Below are 17,722 nucleotides of genomic sequence, written 5' to 3' on the forward strand. Positions count from 1 at the left end.
ACATGGAGGGTATCAACAATTATTTATATTTTTAATTTCAAAATATAAATAAAAAATGATAAGAAAAAATAAAAAAAAATAAATAACTTGACAAAACGATAAAATAAGGTATATTAAAAATAGAAGAATAATAAAATAGAGAGGTAAAAAATATGGATATAAGAGAGTTAATAAGTGAAAAACTTATCTTCCTTGATTTTAAAGGAGATAATAAGGAAGAAATTTTAAATGTAATGGGAAAATTGATAATGGAAGAAAAAAGACTTCAAAGTGAAAAGTACGGAGAAGAAGAAGCCCTAAAAGGGTTTATGGATTCTGTAAAGGAGAGAGAAAAAGTATTTGCAACAGCAGTAGGGTTTTCTTTCGCAATACCTCATGGGAAATGTAAATATGTAAAACAGGCTTCTATTGCCTATCTTAGACTTGCAAACGAAATAAAATGGTCTGAAGATGAGAAAGTCCGTCATATTTTTATGATAGGAGTTTCAGATGAAAATGAAGGTGAGGAGCATCTGAAAATACTGATTAAATTGTCTACGGCAATATTGGAAGACGACTTCAGAGAAAGATTGGATAGAGCTGAAACAGCAACTCAGGTAATAGAACTGATGAAAGAGTATTCGGAAAAAGAAAAGACAGTTTAAAATAAATTAATATAGAAAGGAAATGAGGGAATCTCATTAAAGGTGAAAAATATGAAAATAGTAGGAGTAACTGCATGTCCGTCAGGAGTAGCACACACATATATGGCAGCAGAAGCTTTGAAAAAAGCGGCTATTGCAAGGGGACATGAAATTAAAGTGGAAACTCAAGGACAGATAGGGCTGGAAAATGAAATCACTCAGGAAGAAGTAAATGTTGCAGATGTAGTGGTTCTGACAACGGATATAGGACTTAAAAATACTGAAAGATTTGAAGGGAAAACTATTGTTAGGATAGGAATAAGCGATCTTGTAAGAAAAGCACCGGTTTTAATAGAGAAAATAGAAGAAGCTCTGAAAAATAGGAAATAGAGGAAACTCAAGATCAGGTATATATGTGAAAATAGAATACAGCAAGTAGAACATAAAATATGAAAAATAAATAGAAATAAAATAGGAAAAGGAGAATGTTATGTTAGATTTATTGAAAAATACTAAACAGCATTTAATGACGGGAGTTTCGTATATGATACCTTTCTGTGTTGCAGGAGGAGTTTTGTTGGCATTGGCGGTGATGTTTTCAGGAAAAGCGGCTGTTCCTGAAACGGGACTGTTAAAACATATGTCTGATATAGGAATTGCAGGATTGACATTGTTTATTCCTATACTGGGAGGATTTATAGCTTATTCTATGGTAGATAGACCCGGAATAGCTCCGGGAATGATAGGAGCATATTTGGCAAATTCCAAGGGAGGAGGATTTTTAGGAGCTATAATAGCCGGAATTATTGCAGGAATAACAGTTCACTATCTTAAAAAAATAAAGGTTCCGAAAGTTATGAGTTCTGTTATGCCTATTTTTATTATTCCCTTGTTGGGAACATTTATAGTAGGAATGCTTATACTCTTATTTATAGGGGAACCGATAGGAGCTTTTATGACAGGCTTATCTACATGGCTTAACAGTATGCAGGACAGTTCGAAAATTATATTGGGTATAATATTGGGAGCGATGATTACTTTTGATATGGGAGGTCCTCTCAATAAGACGGCATTTTTCTTTGCCGTGGCAATGATTCCTACAAATTCATCGATAATGGCAGCAGTGGCTGTTGCGATATGTACACCTCCTTTGGGACTGGCATTGGCTACATTCATATTTAAAAAGAAATTTACTGTTGCAGAACGTGAATCAGGGAAAGCAGCCCTTGTAATGGGATGTATAGGAATAACTGAAGGAGCAATACCTTTTGCAGCAGGAGATCCTATAAGAGTAATACCGTCAATAATGATAGGAGGGGCAGCGGCTTCTGTAATGTCACTTTTACTGGGAGCGACTAATCAGGCAGCTTGGGGAGGTCTTATTGTTTTACCTGTTGTTACAAATAAAATAGGATATATGGGTTCAATAGTTGTAGGGACAGTTATAACGGCGGTAGCAGTGTCTTTATTTAAAAAAGAAGTAGAAGCTGAAGTATCTGTTAAAGAAAAAAATGAAAGTAATGATGATTTTGAACTTGATATAACATTTGGATAATATAGAATTTTTTCAATGTTTTAGGGTCGTTTCAGAAGTTAGAAAAATATATCGGTTTATAAAGTATGAGTAATTTTATCATTTTTATAAGGTTAATATAAAGTATAACTATACTAAGAATACATACTTTATGTTTATAAATACTTTTTAACTTTTGAAACGGCCCGTGTTTTATTATTTATATTTGTTGATTAGTTATGATAATGCCGGAATTTCGTTTCCAAATTCAGCTTTTTTAATGATTCTCTGGTTGGAGCTTCCTCTGAATTCAAGGTCAGGCGTATATAGTCTTTTTATAAAAGGACCGTCAACAAGTACATCTATATACTCAAGACATTTTTTTCTGTTTTCATCAAGCTTTATGTTTTCTAAAGTATAGCCTGTGTAAAGCCATATGTTTTTTCCTGTTTTTTCTTTTAAAAACTTGAGAACTTTCAGCATATCTACAGGATTATATAAAGGATCTCCTCCGCTTATTGTTATGCCGTCAAGAATGGAATTTTCATTTATTTCTTGTGCAATGTTTTCAAGCATTTCGTAAGTAACACGTTCTCCGTTAAGAGGATTCCATGACTTTTCATTATGACATCCCGGACATTTATGTGTACAGCCTGAAAAATAAAGGGAGTATCTAAATCCTATTCCGTCAACTATAGTTTCTTTAAAAGTTTTCAAAATTCTCAAGCTGAAATCATTATTGTTTTTGTTCATAAAAATCACTATCCTCTACTATTTTTTGAATGTTCCATTCATTCTTTATTAAATATTTTATTTACAGTCCATGTTTTACACGATCTTTTTCTTCAGCCTTTTTTGCACTGTTCCAACAGTCCAAATCTCCTGTAAGATAACCTGTAATCCTTCTTATTTTTGAGATATCATGGCTTCCGCATACCGGACATTTGTCATTTATTATTGCTTCGGTTCCACATGTTCTACATCTGTCTACAGGATGATTTATTGAACCGTAGCCTATTTCACAATCCTTCATAGTTTTTACTATTTTTAATATTACTCCTATATTTTTTCTTGCTTCTCCGTCCAGTTCAACATAAGTAATATGTCCTGATCTTGTAAGATTATGGAAAGGAGCTTCTTTTTTTATTTTTTCAAAAATACCTATTTTATTTTTTACATCAATGTGAAAAGAATTTACATAGTAATCTCTATCTGTTACATTGGGAATATCTCCGAATTCTTTTTTATCAATTTTTAAAAATCTTCCTGCGAGGCTTTCAGCAGGAGTTGCCAAAATAGAAAAGTTGAGTTTGTGAAACATTTTCAGTTCATCGGTTATTTCACTCATCATTTTTATTGTATTATAAAGAGTACTATAAGCAAGTTCGCTATTACCGTGATCTACATCGAAAAGTGCATACATTGCATTTGCTCCTCCTACAAATCCTATACTCAAAGAGCCTGAATTTAAGATATCATACAGCTCCTCATTAGGTTCTTTTTTACCCATACCTTTCCATAAGTCATTTGCTCCCATAAAAGGAAATTGTTTTGCCAGTGCAGTTCGTTGGAAGTTATATCTTTCAAGAAGCTGTTCAGCAACAAGATAAGTCATTTCTTTTATTTTTGTTTGAAATTCCTTTACGAGCATTTCGTTTTTTATACTCAGTTTTTCCTGCTCACTGTTAAAGTTCATTTTATTTAATTCTTTTTCGACTTTTTGTCTTGTTTTTATAGCGATTCTTGGGAAATTAATACTTGTAAATGATAGATTTCCCCTTCCAAGACTACTTTTTTCTCCGTTCAGATTTTCAAAAACTCTTGTTCTACAACCCATTGTAGCTACTTCATATTTATACTTCAGGGGGTCATCAATATTCCATAATTCATGTTTATTGAAAGGTGAATCAAGAAAAAGGAAATTCGGAAACAGTCTTCTGCTTGTAGTTCTGCAAGCGAGAAGAAGTAAATCAAAGTTAGGCGTGGAAAACTTTATTTTTCCATTTATCATTTCTTCAAAATTATCCATATTTTCCATTGCCAATTTATAGTCTTCATCTGAATAGCTTATTCCTTCTTTTACTTTAAAAATCTGTATGGGGAATATAGGTGTTTCTCTTTTTCCAAGACCGTCTTCAGTAGCTTTCAGTAATTCCCTTATGACCATTCTTCCTTCTTCGGAATAATCGGTACCGTAATTAATTGATGAAAATACGACTTGATTTCCTCCTCTTGAGTGCATTGTATTCAGATTATGGAGAAATCCTTCCATTGCCTGATAAGTTTCAAGACGTGTGTCATCATAGGCAATTTCCAGAAGTCTTTTAATCTGGGATTTTTCTATATTGAAATACTCTGAAGTTTTTTCAATAATTTCATTGTCAGGGAGAATAGTATGAATACTCTCATTTATAAAAGCTTTTACTTTTTTATTAGTTTCATCGACATAATCAAGGGAAAGAAAACTCAAAATTCTATATCTGAAATGTCTTCTGAAAGATTTTAATACCCCTTTAGCCATATAAAAGTCAAATGCAGGGATGGATTGTCCTCCATGCTGTTCATTCTGATTAGTTTGAAAAATTATAGTGGCAAGAGTAGCATAAGTAGTTATACTTTTGGCTTCCCTTATATATCCATGTTTAGTATGAAATCCTTTTTCAAACATATCTGCCAGATCATACTGAAGACAAGTCGTCGTTTTACTCGGATAAAAATCGAGATCGTGAATATGAATTTCACCCTTTTGATGTGCTTCAGAAAACTTAGGAGATATTAAATTTTCCAGTGCGTACATTTTGGAAACTTCACTTGCAAAGCGCATCATCTGACCTGCGGGAGTCATGGACGACATATTGGCATTTTCATTATTTATATCATTTTTTTCCACTTTTACTATTCCGTCAATTACATTTTTTAATGTTCCGGATAATTGCATTTTTTGTCCTCCTGATTTTTGTTTTCATATACAATAAACACAATATATTGTTTATTTTCTAAAATATATCACAATATTTTGTATTTTTCAAGTTCTTAATTTTAAGTTTTGGAGTATTTTAATTAAAAGGAAATTTAACATCCTGTAGAATCTAACTTCTAACAAAAAATAAAGACTAAAAATAATATTATATTTACTATTATTTAATAATCTTTATTTTAATTTTTATTTTTACTTTCCAAATTTGTTTGTAATAATATTGTTTTTTAAAATAATTACTTAAAATTCAGACGCTTTTTCCATTTAAGTAAAAGAAAATTCCGGTATAGATTATGTTATAGTTGAAAATTATGAAATATAATAAATTGAGTTATATTCTTCTGACTTAAAGGCAGTTATAACTGAGTTTTTTTAGGATAGCTGATATTTTATAAATTAATGATGATGGATATAATACGGAACAGAAAAAATAATAAATCTGTTGTTTTATTATTTTCCTGTATGTCCAAATCTATTTTCCGGACAGTAAAAATCCTATCTCTGCAAGTATGGCGGAACCGAGATATGTCCCTAAAAATACAAATATTCCTACAATTACAATTTTCCATGAAACTTTTCTTAAATCTCCCAATCTGTCTGCTATGGATATACCGGCATATGTAAGAATAGGAGTAGTGATAGAAAGAAAGTCTACTGAATTTATAGCTTTAATAACTTGAGGGGAAATAAGACACCCGGCTAAAGAAACCATAGACACCCAACCTAAAATAGGAAAATCCTTTATTATTTTAAAAGGAAATTTCTGAACTGCACTGTGAATGAATATTCCCAGAACTGAGAATATTCCCAATATAATCAGACCTGTTAATGTCTCAATAGTAATAGGAGTTGACTTGGGATTTTTAAGAAGTTTTATCCATTGGGTAAAAAGTATGAGGAGAAGACTCATTATTAATGTCGACATTATTTTTATATATTCTTTTTTCTTATTATTTTCCATTTTTTTCCTCCTTAACCAGTTTTGAGTAAATGAATTTTTGTAAAGGAACTGCAAGAAATACCATTGTAAATGTTCCTATAAAGCTCGTGAGAAGCTGACTTGCCGCGGCATAAGCCCTTATTGTCTTTTCCAAATGAGGGTAAACTGCTACAAGACTTGAACTTGCTCCGGTCATCATACTTGCAGAACCCATTCCTGAAGCAATTGCTAAAGCTTCAGGGCTAAGTCCCAAAGATGTAAATAAAGGTGCGACAATACTGAAAAATAAAGCTCCGAAAAGAGTTCCAAAAATATATATGGCAAGAACTCCTTCACCTTCGGGAGAATTTAAAGTATATTTTTCTGAAATATATGCAAGTTCACCTTCACGTCCGAGACCCAGTGTCGCTCCTATGGCTTCTCTTTTCAGTCCTAACAGTATAGCTACAGGAAGTCCTAAGATAACGGTTCCGAGATTACCCGTTTCCTGCACTAAAAATATCCATCCGATTGATAATATATCTTTTAGTTTTGGTGCTACATCGGCACCGTATCTTGCCATTAGAGGCAACATAATTATAATCAGGTATTTTCCTGCAAACTTTACATTTTCTTTTGAGTATACTTTTTGAAATATTCCTTTTCTGAAGACTTTTATTGCAAAAATCATTGTTATCCCAAGAGCGAAAACTAAAGGCAAAAGACTTATCCTTATTTTTCCGACCATTATTACTTTTATTCCTATAAATTCAGCAGCTAATATTACAATTGCTGAAAATATAAATAGATAAATAAAATTTTTATTTTTCATTTTTCTCTCCTCCAAGTTTCAGTATTATTTTTTCGTATTCTTTGTAACTTTTTTTGTAAAGTCTATTTTTATCAATTTTTCCTGACATATTTTTTAAAACTTTGAATATAAATTCGGGAAATATTGAAAAAATATATTCAGTATCGTCGTGTATGAAATCAGTTCCGTGTATTGTCCCTTTAAATCCGCTGTATCCGATCTGAATACAAGGGAACATATATGACAGGTCCCCTATGTCACCTGCAGCACTTATTGCCCTCTCTGTTATAATATTTTCTATTAAAGCAAAATTTTTATATTCTTCTTCCACGAATCTTGAAAGATATCTGTCCTGTTTAAAAGGAAGGTACCCCATGCAAGTTTCTGTTTTTACTTTTCCTGACATGGACAGAGCAGATCCTTTTGCCGCATTATCAAGTTTTTCAATTCCCTCGAGTATGTATTCTACGGATTGTGCTCTGAAATCACATCCTATTTTAATTTCCTGAGGAATGACATTTACTCCCATTTTGTGATTTAGTATGACCGGATTCAGCCTCACCATTTCTCTTTCGTTGAAATGCTGTCTTAATAATCCTAATGCAGTATTAAAAACTGTAGACATACTGTATGCATTAATTCCTTCCTGAGGGGCAAAACCTGCATGTGCCGCTTTGCCTATAAAAGTATAGTTTTTGTAAATGAAACCCGCCAAGTCTGAATTTATTTCTATTGTTCTTTTGCCATATTTTCCTCCCATTGAGTGGATAGCTATTCCAAAGTCAAATTCGTCAAATATACCTAGCCTCATCGCCTCAGGTTTACCCCCGAAATATTTTATTTCTCCTTTTTCTCTTAAATTTTCTCTATATTCGAGATCAAGAAATTCTTCTGCAGGAACAAATACAAAGCTGATATTGTAATCCAGATTTTCATATTCACGAGTTAGAAAAAGTTCTTTAAAAAGTGAAAGAGCAATGGCAACTTGTGAATAATGACCGCAATTATGAGCTGCCCCTGTATTTTTGTCGGCATGGAAATGTGCAGGTGTATAAACTGCATCAAGCTCAGCAATAAATACCATATTCAGAAGATTTTTTTTATTTTTCGGAAGAGAGATTTTCAGCCCCGTCCGGGAGAATTTATGTATCTTTATTTCAGGTGCGTATTTTAAAATAAAGTTTTCTATAATTCCTGAAGTCCTGAATTCTTTATACCCAAGCTCCGGATGTAAATAAATGTCTTCCGCTATTTCATAAATTTCATTAAAATTTTCAGAAAATCCCATTTCTTCTTTTGTATCCTTTCAGTAATAAAAAAATATAATTTTTACTGAAATGATCTCCTCCTTTCCTTTATTTTCAATACTTTCTTTTATGTTACCATATTTTTATACTGTTATCAAGCAATATAGGAAGTTTATCATTTAAAATATGTGTTAATTTTTCTCGTTTTTGTTTTTTTATTATATGCTATACTTTAAGTGAGTGAAAAGTAATTAGAAAAAAAATAGGTTTTGAAAAAAGATAATACCTATAAATATATTATTATAAAGTTTATATGATAAAAGATCAAAAGAAAATAGATGAATATTATGAAATGATTATTCAAAAAAATCCCGAGTATGTGGGGATTTTTTATGTAGGAGTTAAAACAACGGGAGTTTTCTGCCGTCCTATATGGCCTTCAAAGAAGCCGGAAAAAGAAAACTGTGAATTTTTTGAAACAGCGAAGGAAGCGCTGCTTGCCTCGTACAGACCGTGTAAAAGATGTCAGCCTTTAAATATTCCTTCATCTCTTTCTCCTGAAGTAAGGAAACTGATTGCCGCTGTTGAGAAAAATCCTGAAAGAAAATGGACTGACAGAAGAGGACTTGAAAGGGAAATAGAAAATTTAAGGAAAAAATTTAACGGGGCATTAGTTCCCGGCACAAATAATGTTCTCAAAAAACTGAAACTGGAATTGAATCATTATTTTAAAGGTTCATTAATGGAGTTTTCCGTTCCCCTTGCAGAAGAGCTCGGAACACCTTATCAGAAAAAAATATGGAAGCAATACCTGCAGGAACTACTTTAAGCTATAAGGAATTAGCCGTAAAATCAGGTAATATAAAAGTAAGCAGAGCAGTAGCAAGGGCAAACGGAACAAACCGGATTTCCATTCTTATTCCATGTCACCGTGTTATTAATTCCGATGGAGAGTTGGGAGATTACGGAGGAGGTGTACATAGGAAAAAATGGCTGTTGGAACTGGAAAGAAAGAGTGTAAGCGATTATTAGCTAATTTTTTCTATTATCGGATATCAAAGCTGATCTAACAATATAGGTTTAAAGAAAATGTTGGAATGGGAGTATTATTGTTACTACAATTGATGAATAGTATAATTGACTGTAGTGCCTTTTTATTACAGAGTAAGAGAAAATAACCGAATTTGACTATGCGAGATATTTTCTCTATTTATTTTTAATTGATTTATCTTATAAAATAATATATAATTTTCTAAAATAAAAAAGCGGAAATATAAATTTTGTCAGATAGAGGTGAAGTTATGAAAGAAAAAATTATAATTGTTGATTTCGGTTCCCAATATAGTCAACTTATAGCAAGGCGAATAAGGGAAATGGAAGTTTACTGTGAAATTGTACCGGTAATAAATATTGAAAAAATAAAAAGCGGACAAGAAAAAATAAAAGGAATTATTTTTTCGGGAGGTCCTGCTTCGGTTTATGAAAAAGATTCTCCTACTGTGGATGAGTCTGTTTTCAGTCTTGATATTCCTATACTGGGAATATGTTACGGGATGCAGCTTATTACTCATCTGAATGGAGGGATTGTAGAAAAAGCTGAAACAAGAGAATTCGGAAAAGCTGTACTGAAAGTAGTTGACAGTAATAATTCTCTTTTTTTAGGTGTTCCTGAAACTTCCAATATATGGATGAGTCATAATGACCATATTACAAAGCTTCCGTCAGGATTTGACATAATTGCAGAAACAGATTCTTCAATAGCTGCAATATCTAATAATAAAGGGATTTACGCATTGCAGTTTCATCCTGAAGTAGTTCATTCTCAGTGTGGAACGGAAATTATTTCAAATTTTGTATTTAATATATGCGGTTGTGAAAAAAACTGGAAAATCACCGGTTTTATCGAAGAGAAAACAAAATATATAAAAAAAATAGTCGGAAGTGACCATGTGCTTCTTGCGTTGTCGGGAGGAGTGGATTCTTCAGTTGCTGCAGTTCTTATTAACAATGCTATAGGTAAACAGCTTACATGTATGTTTGTGGATACGGGGCTTTTAAGAAAAGATGAAGGGAAAAAAGTACTTTCATATTATAAGGAACATTTTGATTTGAATATTGTATTTGTTGATGCTAAAGATAGGTTTTTAAATAAACTTAAAGGAATCGATGAGCCTGAAGCTAAAAGAAAAATTATCGGAAATGAATTTATAGAAGTATTTAATGAAGAAATTCGAAAACTGAAAGGACAGGAAGGAGCAAAATTTCTTGCACAGGGAACGATTTATCCTGATGTGATTGAATCTCAGTCCATAAAAGGACCTTCACATACCATAAAGTCACATCATAATGTAGGAGGACTTCCTGAAGACCTTAATTTTGAACTGCTTGAACCTTTAAAAGAACTTTTTAAAGATGAAGTAAGGAAAGTAGGACGTGAACTTGGACTTCCTGATATTATTATAAACAGACACCCATTTCCGGGTCCGGGACTTGGAATAAGAGTTATCGGAGAAGTTACTGCTGAAAAAGTGAAAATATTACAGGAAGCTGATGATGTATTTGTAACCGAACTCATGGAAAAGGATCTTTACGGAAAGGTAGATCAAGCGTTTATAACATTGCTTCCTGTGAAAACTGTAGGAGTTATGGGTGACCAGAGGACTTATGAATATGTGGCTGCTATCCGTTCGGTAAATACTATTGACTTTATGACTGCTACATGGTCGAAACTTCCTTATGAGTTTTTAGAGGATGTATCAAATAAGATTATAAATAAAGTGAACGGAATAAATAGAATTGTGTATGATATTTCTTCCAAACCGCCGGGAACAATTGAGTGGGAGTGATAGTAATAAATATGTTTCTGCTATAGAACCATTGAAAACGCAGGGTTTTAGCGATTTAAAAGCGTAAAAACTGTCTTAGTGATACTATTTTGATACTAAAAAGTCCCAAGAGTAGGTTCAAAAGGGAGTTGTTGAATTTAGATAAATTGTTTAGAAAGCCTTCCATCATTTTGGTGGGAGGCTTTTGTGGATATGGTATAAATCAATAAAAACGAAACTTTGAATTTCTAATGTCTGTGATATCTTGTTATTCTTAAAGCTATTTATAAATGGCTATTTGTAAATTGATATTTAGCTGCTAATATAAAAAATGGAGGTATTTTTATGGCTAATATGATTGAACGCATAGGAGTTCATCATTGTGCTGAAATCGCTGTGCGTAATAAATGGATATTTAGAGAACAACCAGTTGATGATATTGGCATTGATGCTCATATGGAATTTGTTGACGAGTCTGGCAAAAACAGACAACTTTTAGCATTGCAAATCAAATCAGGCTCCAGTTGGTTTAAGGAAAAAAAAGATGATTATATAGTTTTTAGAGATATAAATGAGAGACAATACAATTATTGGACTACAAATTCCTTACCGTGTATTGTAGTTTTATATAATCCAGATGATGATATGTGCATTTGGCAGAAATTAACTGATAAAACTATCGAAAGAACAAAAGGAGGTAGAGGCAAGGGATTTTTTGTTAAAGTTCCTACCGCTCAGACATTTTTAAATCATCCATCAAATGAAATACTTCTTTCTTTTACCAACCTACCAAAACATGTTTTAAATTATAACTTTTTGTTGTCTCAAAAGAAATTCATTCAGATTATTAAAGATGGAGGAACAGTTAAACTTCATTCAACAGAATGGGTAAACAAGAGTAGTGGCAAAGGAGAGACAGAATTGATTGTCGATGATGGAGAAAATGAAAAGAGATATTTATATCCATATTATTTTCCTTTTACTCCTTACACTGAAGTTTTTCCTAAATTGTTCCCCTGGGCAGATTTTGAAGCTGATGAAGATTTTTATATGGAAGAAGACGAATCACTATGGCGTGAATATCATTGTTATTATGATAAAGAGGATGAAGAATGGCTTATTGTTGGAGATTCATTTGAAGAATTTCGAAATAAATTAAATCCGATGCGTAGCATTAACCATTCAGGAGAAGTGGCTGAATATATGTTGACTTTAAGTATAAACGAATTAGGCAGATCATTTTTAACCATAGATGATTATATATCACAAGATCAACCATATACAAAGGCAGTACCAGAAGAATAATAATATTACGGAGAGAAATATGAAAAAAGTTAATCTTAGTGGCAGCATGGAGAATGAAATATCGGTTGATAGATACAGACTTGATCCTACCGAGAAGTATGTGATTAATCTTATAGAAGAAATGGAATTTCAACAATCAATTATGATGTCATTTCAGATAATGGGTTATCCTCCAGCACTTAAAAACTATCATGCATGGTTATTTGAAAATGGGTTCAGTGTGGAAGCCCCAAATCCAACGAATGAATTTGTGGCTAAATATTACGGTGTTAAACCACTTTGGAAAACTGGTTATTCCCAAGGTATTGTTGTAAAGGATGAGAAGGATAGTGATTATTTTATTGTTATGGAGTGTAGCAACAAGAATAAAGGATATAAACATACAATAGTAATACTTACTTTAGGTGGATGCATGTGAATTCTTGCAAATATGACAAAGTAATAACGATTATTTTTGTCACATTAATTATAAGGTAAGGTTATGAATTATTTTTTAGATGAATGTGTAGTACAATAAATACAAAGCACATAACTTTAAGATCTAAAATCTTTCAGTTATGTGCTTTTTCTGTGCCTATTTTATTTCCGGTGGAATTTTAACTGACATACCGTTATTAAAGCGTTTGAGATTACTTTCTTCAAAAGGAACATAATCTTTTTTTAGACTGTCGGGGTAGTTTGCCTTCCAATCCTCATATGCTTCTCTTGTGATCTCATTATTTTCGTATTTTTTCTTCATTTTTTGCCATTGTTCGAGCATGCCTCTAATTCTAAGAATGGCTTCACTACCAAAATAGATACCTGTGGTAGTATATTCAGGATCTTCGTCATTTACAATAACAGGTCTTATATTGACTTCAATGCTGTCGTCCAGCTTAAACAAGAATCTCATCAAATCATGTTCCGTATAGGGATAATCAGGTTCTTTTAAATACTCTTTATTTACATGGAGTGCAGTAGATATATTTTCCAAAACATCCTCTTTGGGAGTGCGAATATCAAGCTCATATTGTCTGATTCTAACATCATCTAAATGCGTTCTGTCTCCTAATGCTTTTTGAGTGATTCTCCGTAGTTCACGGAATTTCTTTATCAATTTACCCAAACTCAATTCCATCACCTCCTTAGGAGCAAATTTGTTTCTCTTATTACTATAATCGAAAACAAGAAAAAATTCAATAGAAAAATAAAAAATAAAAAAAGGACTTGACAGAAACAAAAAAGCTACTTATAATCTAAAATAGAAACAGAAACAAATATGTTTCTAAAAAGAAAGGAGGAAAGTGCGATGGAAAAATTATTTCTTACTTCAAAAGAGGTTGCCGATTTACTAAATATTTCGCAGCAACAGGCTTATAAGATCATCCGAGATATGAATAAGCAGCTTGCTGAACACGGCTTTCTTATCCTTAGGGGAAAAATCAATAAGAAATACTTTCTGGAACAAATCTACAAAGCAAAGGAGGAAGAATAATGCCGGCATATAAGGATGAAAAAAGCGGAAAATGGTTCGTTTCATTCTATTACAAAGACTGGGACGGTGAAAGCAGAAAGAAGTTGAAGAGAGGGTTTGAAACAAAGAAGGATGCAATAGCTTATGAGAGGAATTTCACAGTTAAAATGTCAGGTTCTCTCAATATGTTATTTGAAGATTATTTTGAACTGTATAAATCCGATGTGATTGGAACTGTAAGGCTTAATACTTGGATGACAAAGGAGCATATGATAAGAACGAAAATACTCCCGTTTTTCACCGGAATGAAAGTCAGCGAGATAAAGCCTGTAGTCGTTAAGAAATGGCATAATGTACTTTTGAACATTGAAAATGCGGAAGGAGAAGTGTACAAGCCAACTTACCTGAAATCGATCCATGCACAACTTAGCTGTATGTTCAATCATGCGGTCAAGTACTACGGACTAAAACAGAATCCGTGCAAGATAACAGGACGAATCGGAAAGCAGAAGAGTGATGAGGAAGTAGCGTTTTGGACAAAAGAGGAATACTTGCAGTTTATAGAAGCTGTTAAGGACAAGGATATTTCATTTTATGCTTTTGAACTACTTTATTGGACGGGAATTCGTTTGGGTGAACTCAGAGCTTTGACGAAAGGGGATTTTAACTTTGAGAAAAAAACAATGAGAATCAGCAAATCCGCACAGAGAATTAACGGAGAAGAGGTCATTACCGATCCAAAAACACCAAAAAGTAAGCGAACAATCATACTTCCGGATTTTCTAATCAAAGAACTTCAAGACTACTTCTTAAAGATAGAATACTTTTCTGATGAAGAACAAATTTTCCCGAAATGCAAAACATACTTTAACAAAGAAATGCAGAGAGGGATTAAAAAGTCCGGAGTTAAGAAAATCAAGCTTCACGCACTGAGACACAGCCATATATCGCTACTGATAGAAATGGGTTTTACACCTGTTGATATTGCAGCAAGAACAGGACATGAGAGCATAAAGGTGTTGATGGATTACAGCCATATGTTCCCTAACAAACAGATGGATATGGCGAATCGGTTGGATAAGGAGGGAGAATACAGTGAAAGCACCGAAATTTCCAAGCTATGATGAAGCGGTTAATCGCAAGTCAAAAAAAGGAAAACCGCTGATGACTAAGGAAGAATGGGAAAAGCTTGAGGAAGAAAGAAAGCAAAAAGACAAAGACAAGCATGTAAAGTCTGATAAAAACCGAAAGCGACGGGCAACAATAGTTTTCAGAACTACCGAAAAGGATCGAGAAATCATATTCAGTAAAATTGCACTATCAGGGTTAAACAGACAAGACTATATGACGGATGCAATATTGAATGCACCGATAAAGGTTGTTGCAACAAGGAATGTGATCGACCAATGTAAAACGGAGCTGCAAAATATTTTTGCGGAGCTTCGGAGGATAAACAGTTATGAGAATATGGCTGAAAAGGACAAATATGTACTTGAGATGATTTGTCAAATTATTGAAGCGGCACTAAAAAATAAAAGCCTTTAGCCAAAAGACCAAAGGCAAGATGAAAGTACAACTTGGTATTTCATCCCTGACAAGATTATTTTATCAGGTTGTACTTCCGTTCTCAATAAAAATTTTAGGAGGTTACCATGATAAACAAGGAGAACTATCTACAAAATATTCCACTTGAATTAAGGCAATATAAGCAATGGCTGTGGTTTAAGAGAATTGTAAAAGTAGACAAATGGGGAAAAGAAAAAATTTCTAAAATACCCATCAGCCCAATCACATTAAAATCAGATGGTTGGAACGATAGAAAGCATTGGACGGATTTTGAAACGGCAGTTAAAAATTTAGAAAGTAGTGGCTCGGATGGATTGTCTTTTGCACTAAGCAAAGATGATCCATTTGTTTGTATCGACTTAGATCGGGTTGATGACAGCTTTGGAGATTTTCTAAATGACTTCCATGACACCTATCGAGAAGTCTCACAATCCGGGAGAGGTGTTCATATCTTTGCTAAAGGTGTGATTGCAAAAAACTTCAATAATCAAATCGAAAAAGTGGAGATGTATCAGGAAAACAGGTGCATTGCGATGACAGGAAATATCCAAAGGTTTGGGAATGTGCCTGTCAGAACGATCAAGCCAAAACAAAAAGAACTGGATAAATACTATAAATTATTTGCTCCGAAAGATAGCATTAAAGAAGCGATTAGAAAGTATCAAGTGATGGATGACCGGGTTCCGGATAGCAACAAAGTTATAGAGATAATGTGCAGACATAATGCGAGGGCGAAGGCTTTGTTTGAAGGCTCGAACACAAGCGGAGATCCAAGCAAAGATGATTTTGTACTTCTTCTTTTCCTAAACAGCTTTACGCACGGAAACGCAGAAATGATGAAAGAAATCTTCCTCAGATCTGCACTGAATCGAATGGGAGATAAAAGCAAAAGAAGGACAGAAGCAGGCTATCTTAGATATTTGGATGAGAGTATTAGAAAAGCATTGCAGGGAGGCAATCAAAGATATTGGGATTATAACTATCACAGAAAAAAAGGAGGATATTCGCTTGAATAACTGGCTTACATTTGATGATGTGGAGCTTTCCGATTACTTGAATCGTGAGCTTGAACTCACAGAGAAGGGACAAGTCAAAAGTACAACCACCAATCTCATTACTGTGTTAGTAAATCCTTGTTTTTGCAAAGAAAGAGAGATTTTATCCGGTCATATATTTTTCGATACTTGCAGCATGACGATTCAGTTTTATGGATGGCTGAGAGGTGAAAAAAGTTCGGATTTTGAAATTCGAAAATGGAATGACCATATGACGAATATCCTTGGTGTTGAAATCGAGAGAGAGTTTGGCATCAAATATTCCAAAAGTCGTATGGAAGATGCAATCACTTTTGTTGCACATAAAAGAACGATAAACTTGCCTGCAATGTATATGAAATCCTTGACTTATGATGGCAAGGAACATATTTCAAAATTGCTTTCAAAATATCTTGGGGCAGAAGAAAATGAGCTGAATTCCTGGATAATGAAACATATCTTGGTCGGTATGGTAAAACGGGTATTTCATCCGGGATGCAAGTTTGATGAACTGATGGTTTTGACAGGCTCTCAAGGTGTGGGAAAGACATCCTTTATTGAAAAGCTGGCACTGTTCCCCGAATGGTATTGTTCGCTCAATAACATCAAAGGCAAGGATGCGGTCAGCAATTTGGTGGGGAAAGTCGTAGTAGAACTGGAGGAATTTGTGGCACTTAGAAACGCAAAGAGTGCTGATGAAGCGAAGCTCTTTATTTCTGCAAGAACAAGCACAGTAAGACTTCCATATGAGAGGTTTTCAAGAGATGTAAAACGAACTTGTATCTTGATTGCAACGACAAATGATGCGACATTCCTGGGAGATTTTTCGGGAGAGCGAAGATACTTGCCGGTCAAAGTAAATATGGAAAAAATACAGATGCCGCTCATGTATGATCCTGAAAAATTTCCTGTATTGGAAACTATCACAAAAGAAGAACATGAGGAAATGGTAAGAAATGACTTCGAAGGAGCCATTGCAGAAGCCGTATATCTTTACGAAAACAAATTACACGATTTCTATTTGCCGAAAGAATTGAGAAATGATCTGAATCTTGTCATTCAAACGCATAAAAGTGAAAACCGACATGTCCAAAACTTCCTGGACTTTATGGAATGGAAAACGACAAAATCCGATACGCCGGATCTCCTTTGTTCCGCAGAATTTACAAGTAAGTACCCTGAAACGAATGAAAAAGTCTTTTCGGAACTGATGGCAAATGAGATGGCGGGAGAATGGATCTTAGAAGCAAATGTGAAAAGCAAGAAGGTAAGGATTGACGGAGTGGTTCGAGTAAGTAAGAAATTCTACAAAAGGACAATAACTACAGACTTTGTGGAAGTAGAAGCCTCGGAGATACCGTTCTGAGAGTTTTGAAAAAGTCCGCTACCGCTACTTTGCTACCGACTTCAAAGGTAGTGTGGTAGTGGTAGCGATAACTTTCAAACTTC

The 17,722-nt window shown here is 33.7% G+C and carries 19 protein-coding genes; 13 read left to right on the top strand and 6 right to left on the bottom strand.

What is annotated here, in order from left to right:
* The first annotated feature begins 152 nt into the window (after positions 1-152).
* From EII29_RS04935 to EII29_RS04945, 3 genes are all read left to right on the top strand, one after another.
* The gene (locus tag EII29_RS04935) at positions 153-644 is read left to right on the top strand and encodes a PTS sugar transporter subunit IIA (protein ID WP_125236433.1); all 492 of its coding nucleotides are present in this window, start codon (positions 153-155) and stop codon (positions 642-644) included.
* A 51-nt stretch (positions 645-695) separates the two neighbouring features.
* Positions 696-1,013: a PTS fructose-like transporter subunit IIB gene (locus tag EII29_RS04940; RefSeq protein WP_125236434.1), complete on the top strand. Its 318-nt coding sequence runs from the start codon at positions 696-698 to the stop codon at positions 1,011-1,013.
* A gap of 100 nt (positions 1,014-1,113) precedes the next feature.
* On the top strand, positions 1,114-2,178 hold the full coding sequence (locus tag EII29_RS04945) for a PTS fructose transporter subunit EIIC (protein WP_125236435.1): 1,065 nt from the start codon (positions 1,114-1,116) through the stop codon (positions 2,176-2,178).
* A gap of 195 nt (positions 2,179-2,373) precedes the next feature.
* On the opposite strand, the gene nrdG is transcribed toward EII29_RS04945, so the two are convergent.
* The 5 genes from nrdG to EII29_RS04970 form a co-directional block, all read right to left on the bottom strand.
* Entirely contained in the window at positions 2,374-2,889 is a 516-nt protein-coding gene (nrdG, locus tag EII29_RS04950; protein ID WP_125236436.1) for an anaerobic ribonucleoside-triphosphate reductase activating protein, read from the bottom strand.
* Between the two features lie 61 nt (positions 2,890-2,950).
* On the bottom strand, positions 2,951-5,074 hold the full coding sequence (locus EII29_RS04955) for an anaerobic ribonucleoside triphosphate reductase (protein ID WP_125236437.1): 2,124 nt from the start codon (positions 5,072-5,074) through the stop codon (positions 2,951-2,953).
* Between the two features lie 511 nt (positions 5,075-5,585).
* Positions 5,586-6,074 (bottom strand): hypothetical protein, encoded by a 489-nt coding sequence (locus EII29_RS04960; RefSeq protein WP_125236438.1) that lies wholly within the window; start codon positions 6,072-6,074, stop codon positions 5,586-5,588.
* Positions 6,064-6,864, bottom strand: coding sequence for a DUF3100 domain-containing protein (locus EII29_RS04965; protein WP_125236439.1), 801 nt, complete (start codon positions 6,862-6,864; stop codon positions 6,064-6,066). The genes EII29_RS04960 and EII29_RS04965 overlap by 11 nt, the downstream gene beginning before the upstream one ends.
* A complete protein-coding gene (locus EII29_RS04970) occupies positions 6,854-8,131 on the bottom strand; it encodes a M20/M25/M40 family metallo-hydrolase (RefSeq protein WP_125236440.1) in 1,278 nt (425 codons plus the stop codon). The genes EII29_RS04965 and EII29_RS04970 overlap by 11 nt, the downstream gene beginning before the upstream one ends.
* A 272-nt stretch (positions 8,132-8,403) precedes the next feature.
* Between EII29_RS04970 and EII29_RS04975 the strand changes: the two genes are divergently transcribed.
* The 5 genes from EII29_RS04975 (at position 8,404) to EII29_RS04990 (ending at position 12,638) form a co-directional block, all read left to right on the top strand.
* Positions 8,404-8,919 carry an Ada metal-binding domain-containing protein gene (locus tag EII29_RS04975; RefSeq protein WP_233573258.1) on the top strand — a complete coding sequence of 172 codons (516 nt, stop codon included), beginning with the start codon at positions 8,404-8,406 and terminating at the stop codon, positions 8,917-8,919.
* The gene (locus tag EII29_RS12795) at positions 8,889-9,122 is read left to right on the top strand and encodes a methylated-DNA--[protein]-cysteine S-methyltransferase (protein ID WP_233573259.1); all 234 of its coding nucleotides are present in this window, start codon (positions 8,889-8,891) and stop codon (positions 9,120-9,122) included. The genes EII29_RS04975 and EII29_RS12795 overlap by 31 nt, the downstream gene beginning before the upstream one ends.
* A 269-nt stretch (positions 9,123-9,391) precedes the next feature.
* Positions 9,392-10,936, top strand: a complete 1,545-nt coding sequence (gene guaA / locus EII29_RS04980; RefSeq protein ID WP_125236441.1) for a glutamine-hydrolyzing GMP synthase — start codon at positions 9,392-9,394, stop codon at positions 10,934-10,936.
* A gap of 324 nt (positions 10,937-11,260) precedes the next feature.
* The gene (locus EII29_RS04985) at positions 11,261-12,220 is read left to right on the top strand and encodes a DUF4365 domain-containing protein (RefSeq protein WP_125236442.1); all 960 of its coding nucleotides are present in this window, start codon (positions 11,261-11,263) and stop codon (positions 12,218-12,220) included.
* Between the two features lie 19 nt (positions 12,221-12,239).
* Positions 12,240-12,638: a hypothetical protein gene (locus EII29_RS04990; RefSeq protein ID WP_125236443.1), complete on the top strand. Its 399-nt coding sequence runs from the start codon at positions 12,240-12,242 to the stop codon at positions 12,636-12,638.
* Between the two features lie 156 nt (positions 12,639-12,794).
* On the opposite strand, the gene EII29_RS04995 is transcribed toward EII29_RS04990, so the two are convergent.
* Entirely contained in the window at positions 12,795-13,331 is a 537-nt protein-coding gene (locus EII29_RS04995; RefSeq protein ID WP_125236444.1) for a helix-turn-helix domain-containing protein, read from the bottom strand.
* Between the two features lie 177 nt (positions 13,332-13,508).
* Here EII29_RS04995 and EII29_RS05000 point away from each other — a divergent pair, with 177 nt between their 5' ends.
* The 5 genes from EII29_RS05000 (at position 13,509) to EII29_RS05020 (ending at position 17,639) form a co-directional block, all read left to right on the top strand.
* Positions 13,509-13,694, top strand: coding sequence for a DNA-binding protein (locus EII29_RS05000; protein ID WP_125236445.1), 186 nt, complete (start codon positions 13,509-13,511; stop codon positions 13,692-13,694).
* Positions 13,694-14,797 (top strand): site-specific integrase, encoded by a 1,104-nt coding sequence (locus tag EII29_RS05005; protein WP_125236446.1) that lies wholly within the window; start codon positions 13,694-13,696, stop codon positions 14,795-14,797. Before EII29_RS05000 ends, EII29_RS05005 begins: the two co-directional genes overlap by 1 nt.
* Positions 14,769-15,218, top strand: a complete 450-nt coding sequence (locus tag EII29_RS05010) for a hypothetical protein (RefSeq protein ID WP_125236447.1) — start codon at positions 14,769-14,771, stop codon at positions 15,216-15,218. Before EII29_RS05005 ends, EII29_RS05010 begins: the two co-directional genes overlap by 29 nt.
* Before the next feature lie 107 nt (positions 15,219-15,325).
* The gene (locus tag EII29_RS05015; RefSeq protein ID WP_125236448.1) at positions 15,326-16,255 is read left to right on the top strand and encodes a DNA primase; all 930 of its coding nucleotides are present in this window, start codon (positions 15,326-15,328) and stop codon (positions 16,253-16,255) included.
* Positions 16,164-17,639 carry a virulence-associated E family protein gene (locus tag EII29_RS05020; RefSeq protein WP_233573260.1) on the top strand — a complete coding sequence of 492 codons (1,476 nt, stop codon included), beginning with the start codon at positions 16,164-16,166 and terminating at the stop codon, positions 17,637-17,639. The genes EII29_RS05015 and EII29_RS05020 overlap by 92 nt, the downstream gene beginning before the upstream one ends.
* Positions 17,640-17,722: the final 83 nt, after the last annotated feature.

The organism is Leptotrichia sp. OH3620_COT-345 (genome assembly GCF_003932895.1).
GTDB lineage: Bacteria > Fusobacteriota > Fusobacteriia > Fusobacteriales > Leptotrichiaceae > Pseudoleptotrichia.

Bases quoted from the DNA above. Each gene is read 5' to 3' on its own strand.
- guaA (WP_125236441.1), top strand. From the start codon at position 9,392: ATGAAAGAAAAAATTATAATTGTTGATTTCGGTTCCCAATATAGTCAA.
- EII29_RS04970 (WP_125236440.1), bottom strand. From the start codon at position 8,131: ATGGGATTTTCTGAAAATTTTAATGAAATTTATGAAATAGCGGAAGAC.
- EII29_RS05000 (WP_125236445.1), top strand. From the start codon at position 13,509: ATGGAAAAATTATTTCTTACTTCAAAAGAGGTTGCCGATTTACTAAAT.
- EII29_RS04985 (WP_125236442.1), top strand. From the start codon at position 11,261: ATGGCTAATATGATTGAACGCATAGGAGTTCATCATTGTGCTGAAATC.
- EII29_RS04945 (WP_125236435.1), top strand. From the start codon at position 1,114: ATGTTAGATTTATTGAAAAATACTAAACAGCATTTAATGACGGGAGTT.
- EII29_RS12795 (WP_233573259.1), top strand. From the start codon at position 8,889: ATGGAAGCAATACCTGCAGGAACTACTTTAAGCTATAAGGAATTAGCC.
- EII29_RS05005 (WP_125236446.1), top strand. From the start codon at position 13,694: ATGCCGGCATATAAGGATGAAAAAAGCGGAAAATGGTTCGTTTCATTC.
- EII29_RS05015 (WP_125236448.1), top strand. From the start codon at position 15,326: ATGATAAACAAGGAGAACTATCTACAAAATATTCCACTTGAATTAAGG.
- EII29_RS04955 (WP_125236437.1), bottom strand. From the start codon at position 5,074: ATGCAATTATCCGGAACATTAAAAAATGTAATTGACGGAATAGTAAAA.
- EII29_RS04935 (WP_125236433.1), top strand. From the start codon at position 153: ATGGATATAAGAGAGTTAATAAGTGAAAAACTTATCTTCCTTGATTTT.
- nrdG (WP_125236436.1), bottom strand. From the start codon at position 2,889: ATGAACAAAAACAATAATGATTTCAGCTTGAGAATTTTGAAAACTTTT.
- EII29_RS04990 (WP_125236443.1), top strand. From the start codon at position 12,240: ATGAAAAAAGTTAATCTTAGTGGCAGCATGGAGAATGAAATATCGGTT.
- EII29_RS04940 (WP_125236434.1), top strand. From the start codon at position 696: ATGAAAATAGTAGGAGTAACTGCATGTCCGTCAGGAGTAGCACACACA.
- EII29_RS04975 (WP_233573258.1), top strand. From the start codon at position 8,404: ATGATAAAAGATCAAAAGAAAATAGATGAATATTATGAAATGATTATT.
- EII29_RS05020 (WP_233573260.1), top strand. From the start codon at position 16,164: ATGAGAGTATTAGAAAAGCATTGCAGGGAGGCAATCAAAGATATTGGG.
- EII29_RS04965 (WP_125236439.1), bottom strand. From the start codon at position 6,864: ATGAAAAATAAAAATTTTATTTATCTATTTATATTTTCAGCAATTGTA.
- EII29_RS04960 (WP_125236438.1), bottom strand. From the start codon at position 6,074: ATGGAAAATAATAAGAAAAAAGAATATATAAAAATAATGTCGACATTA.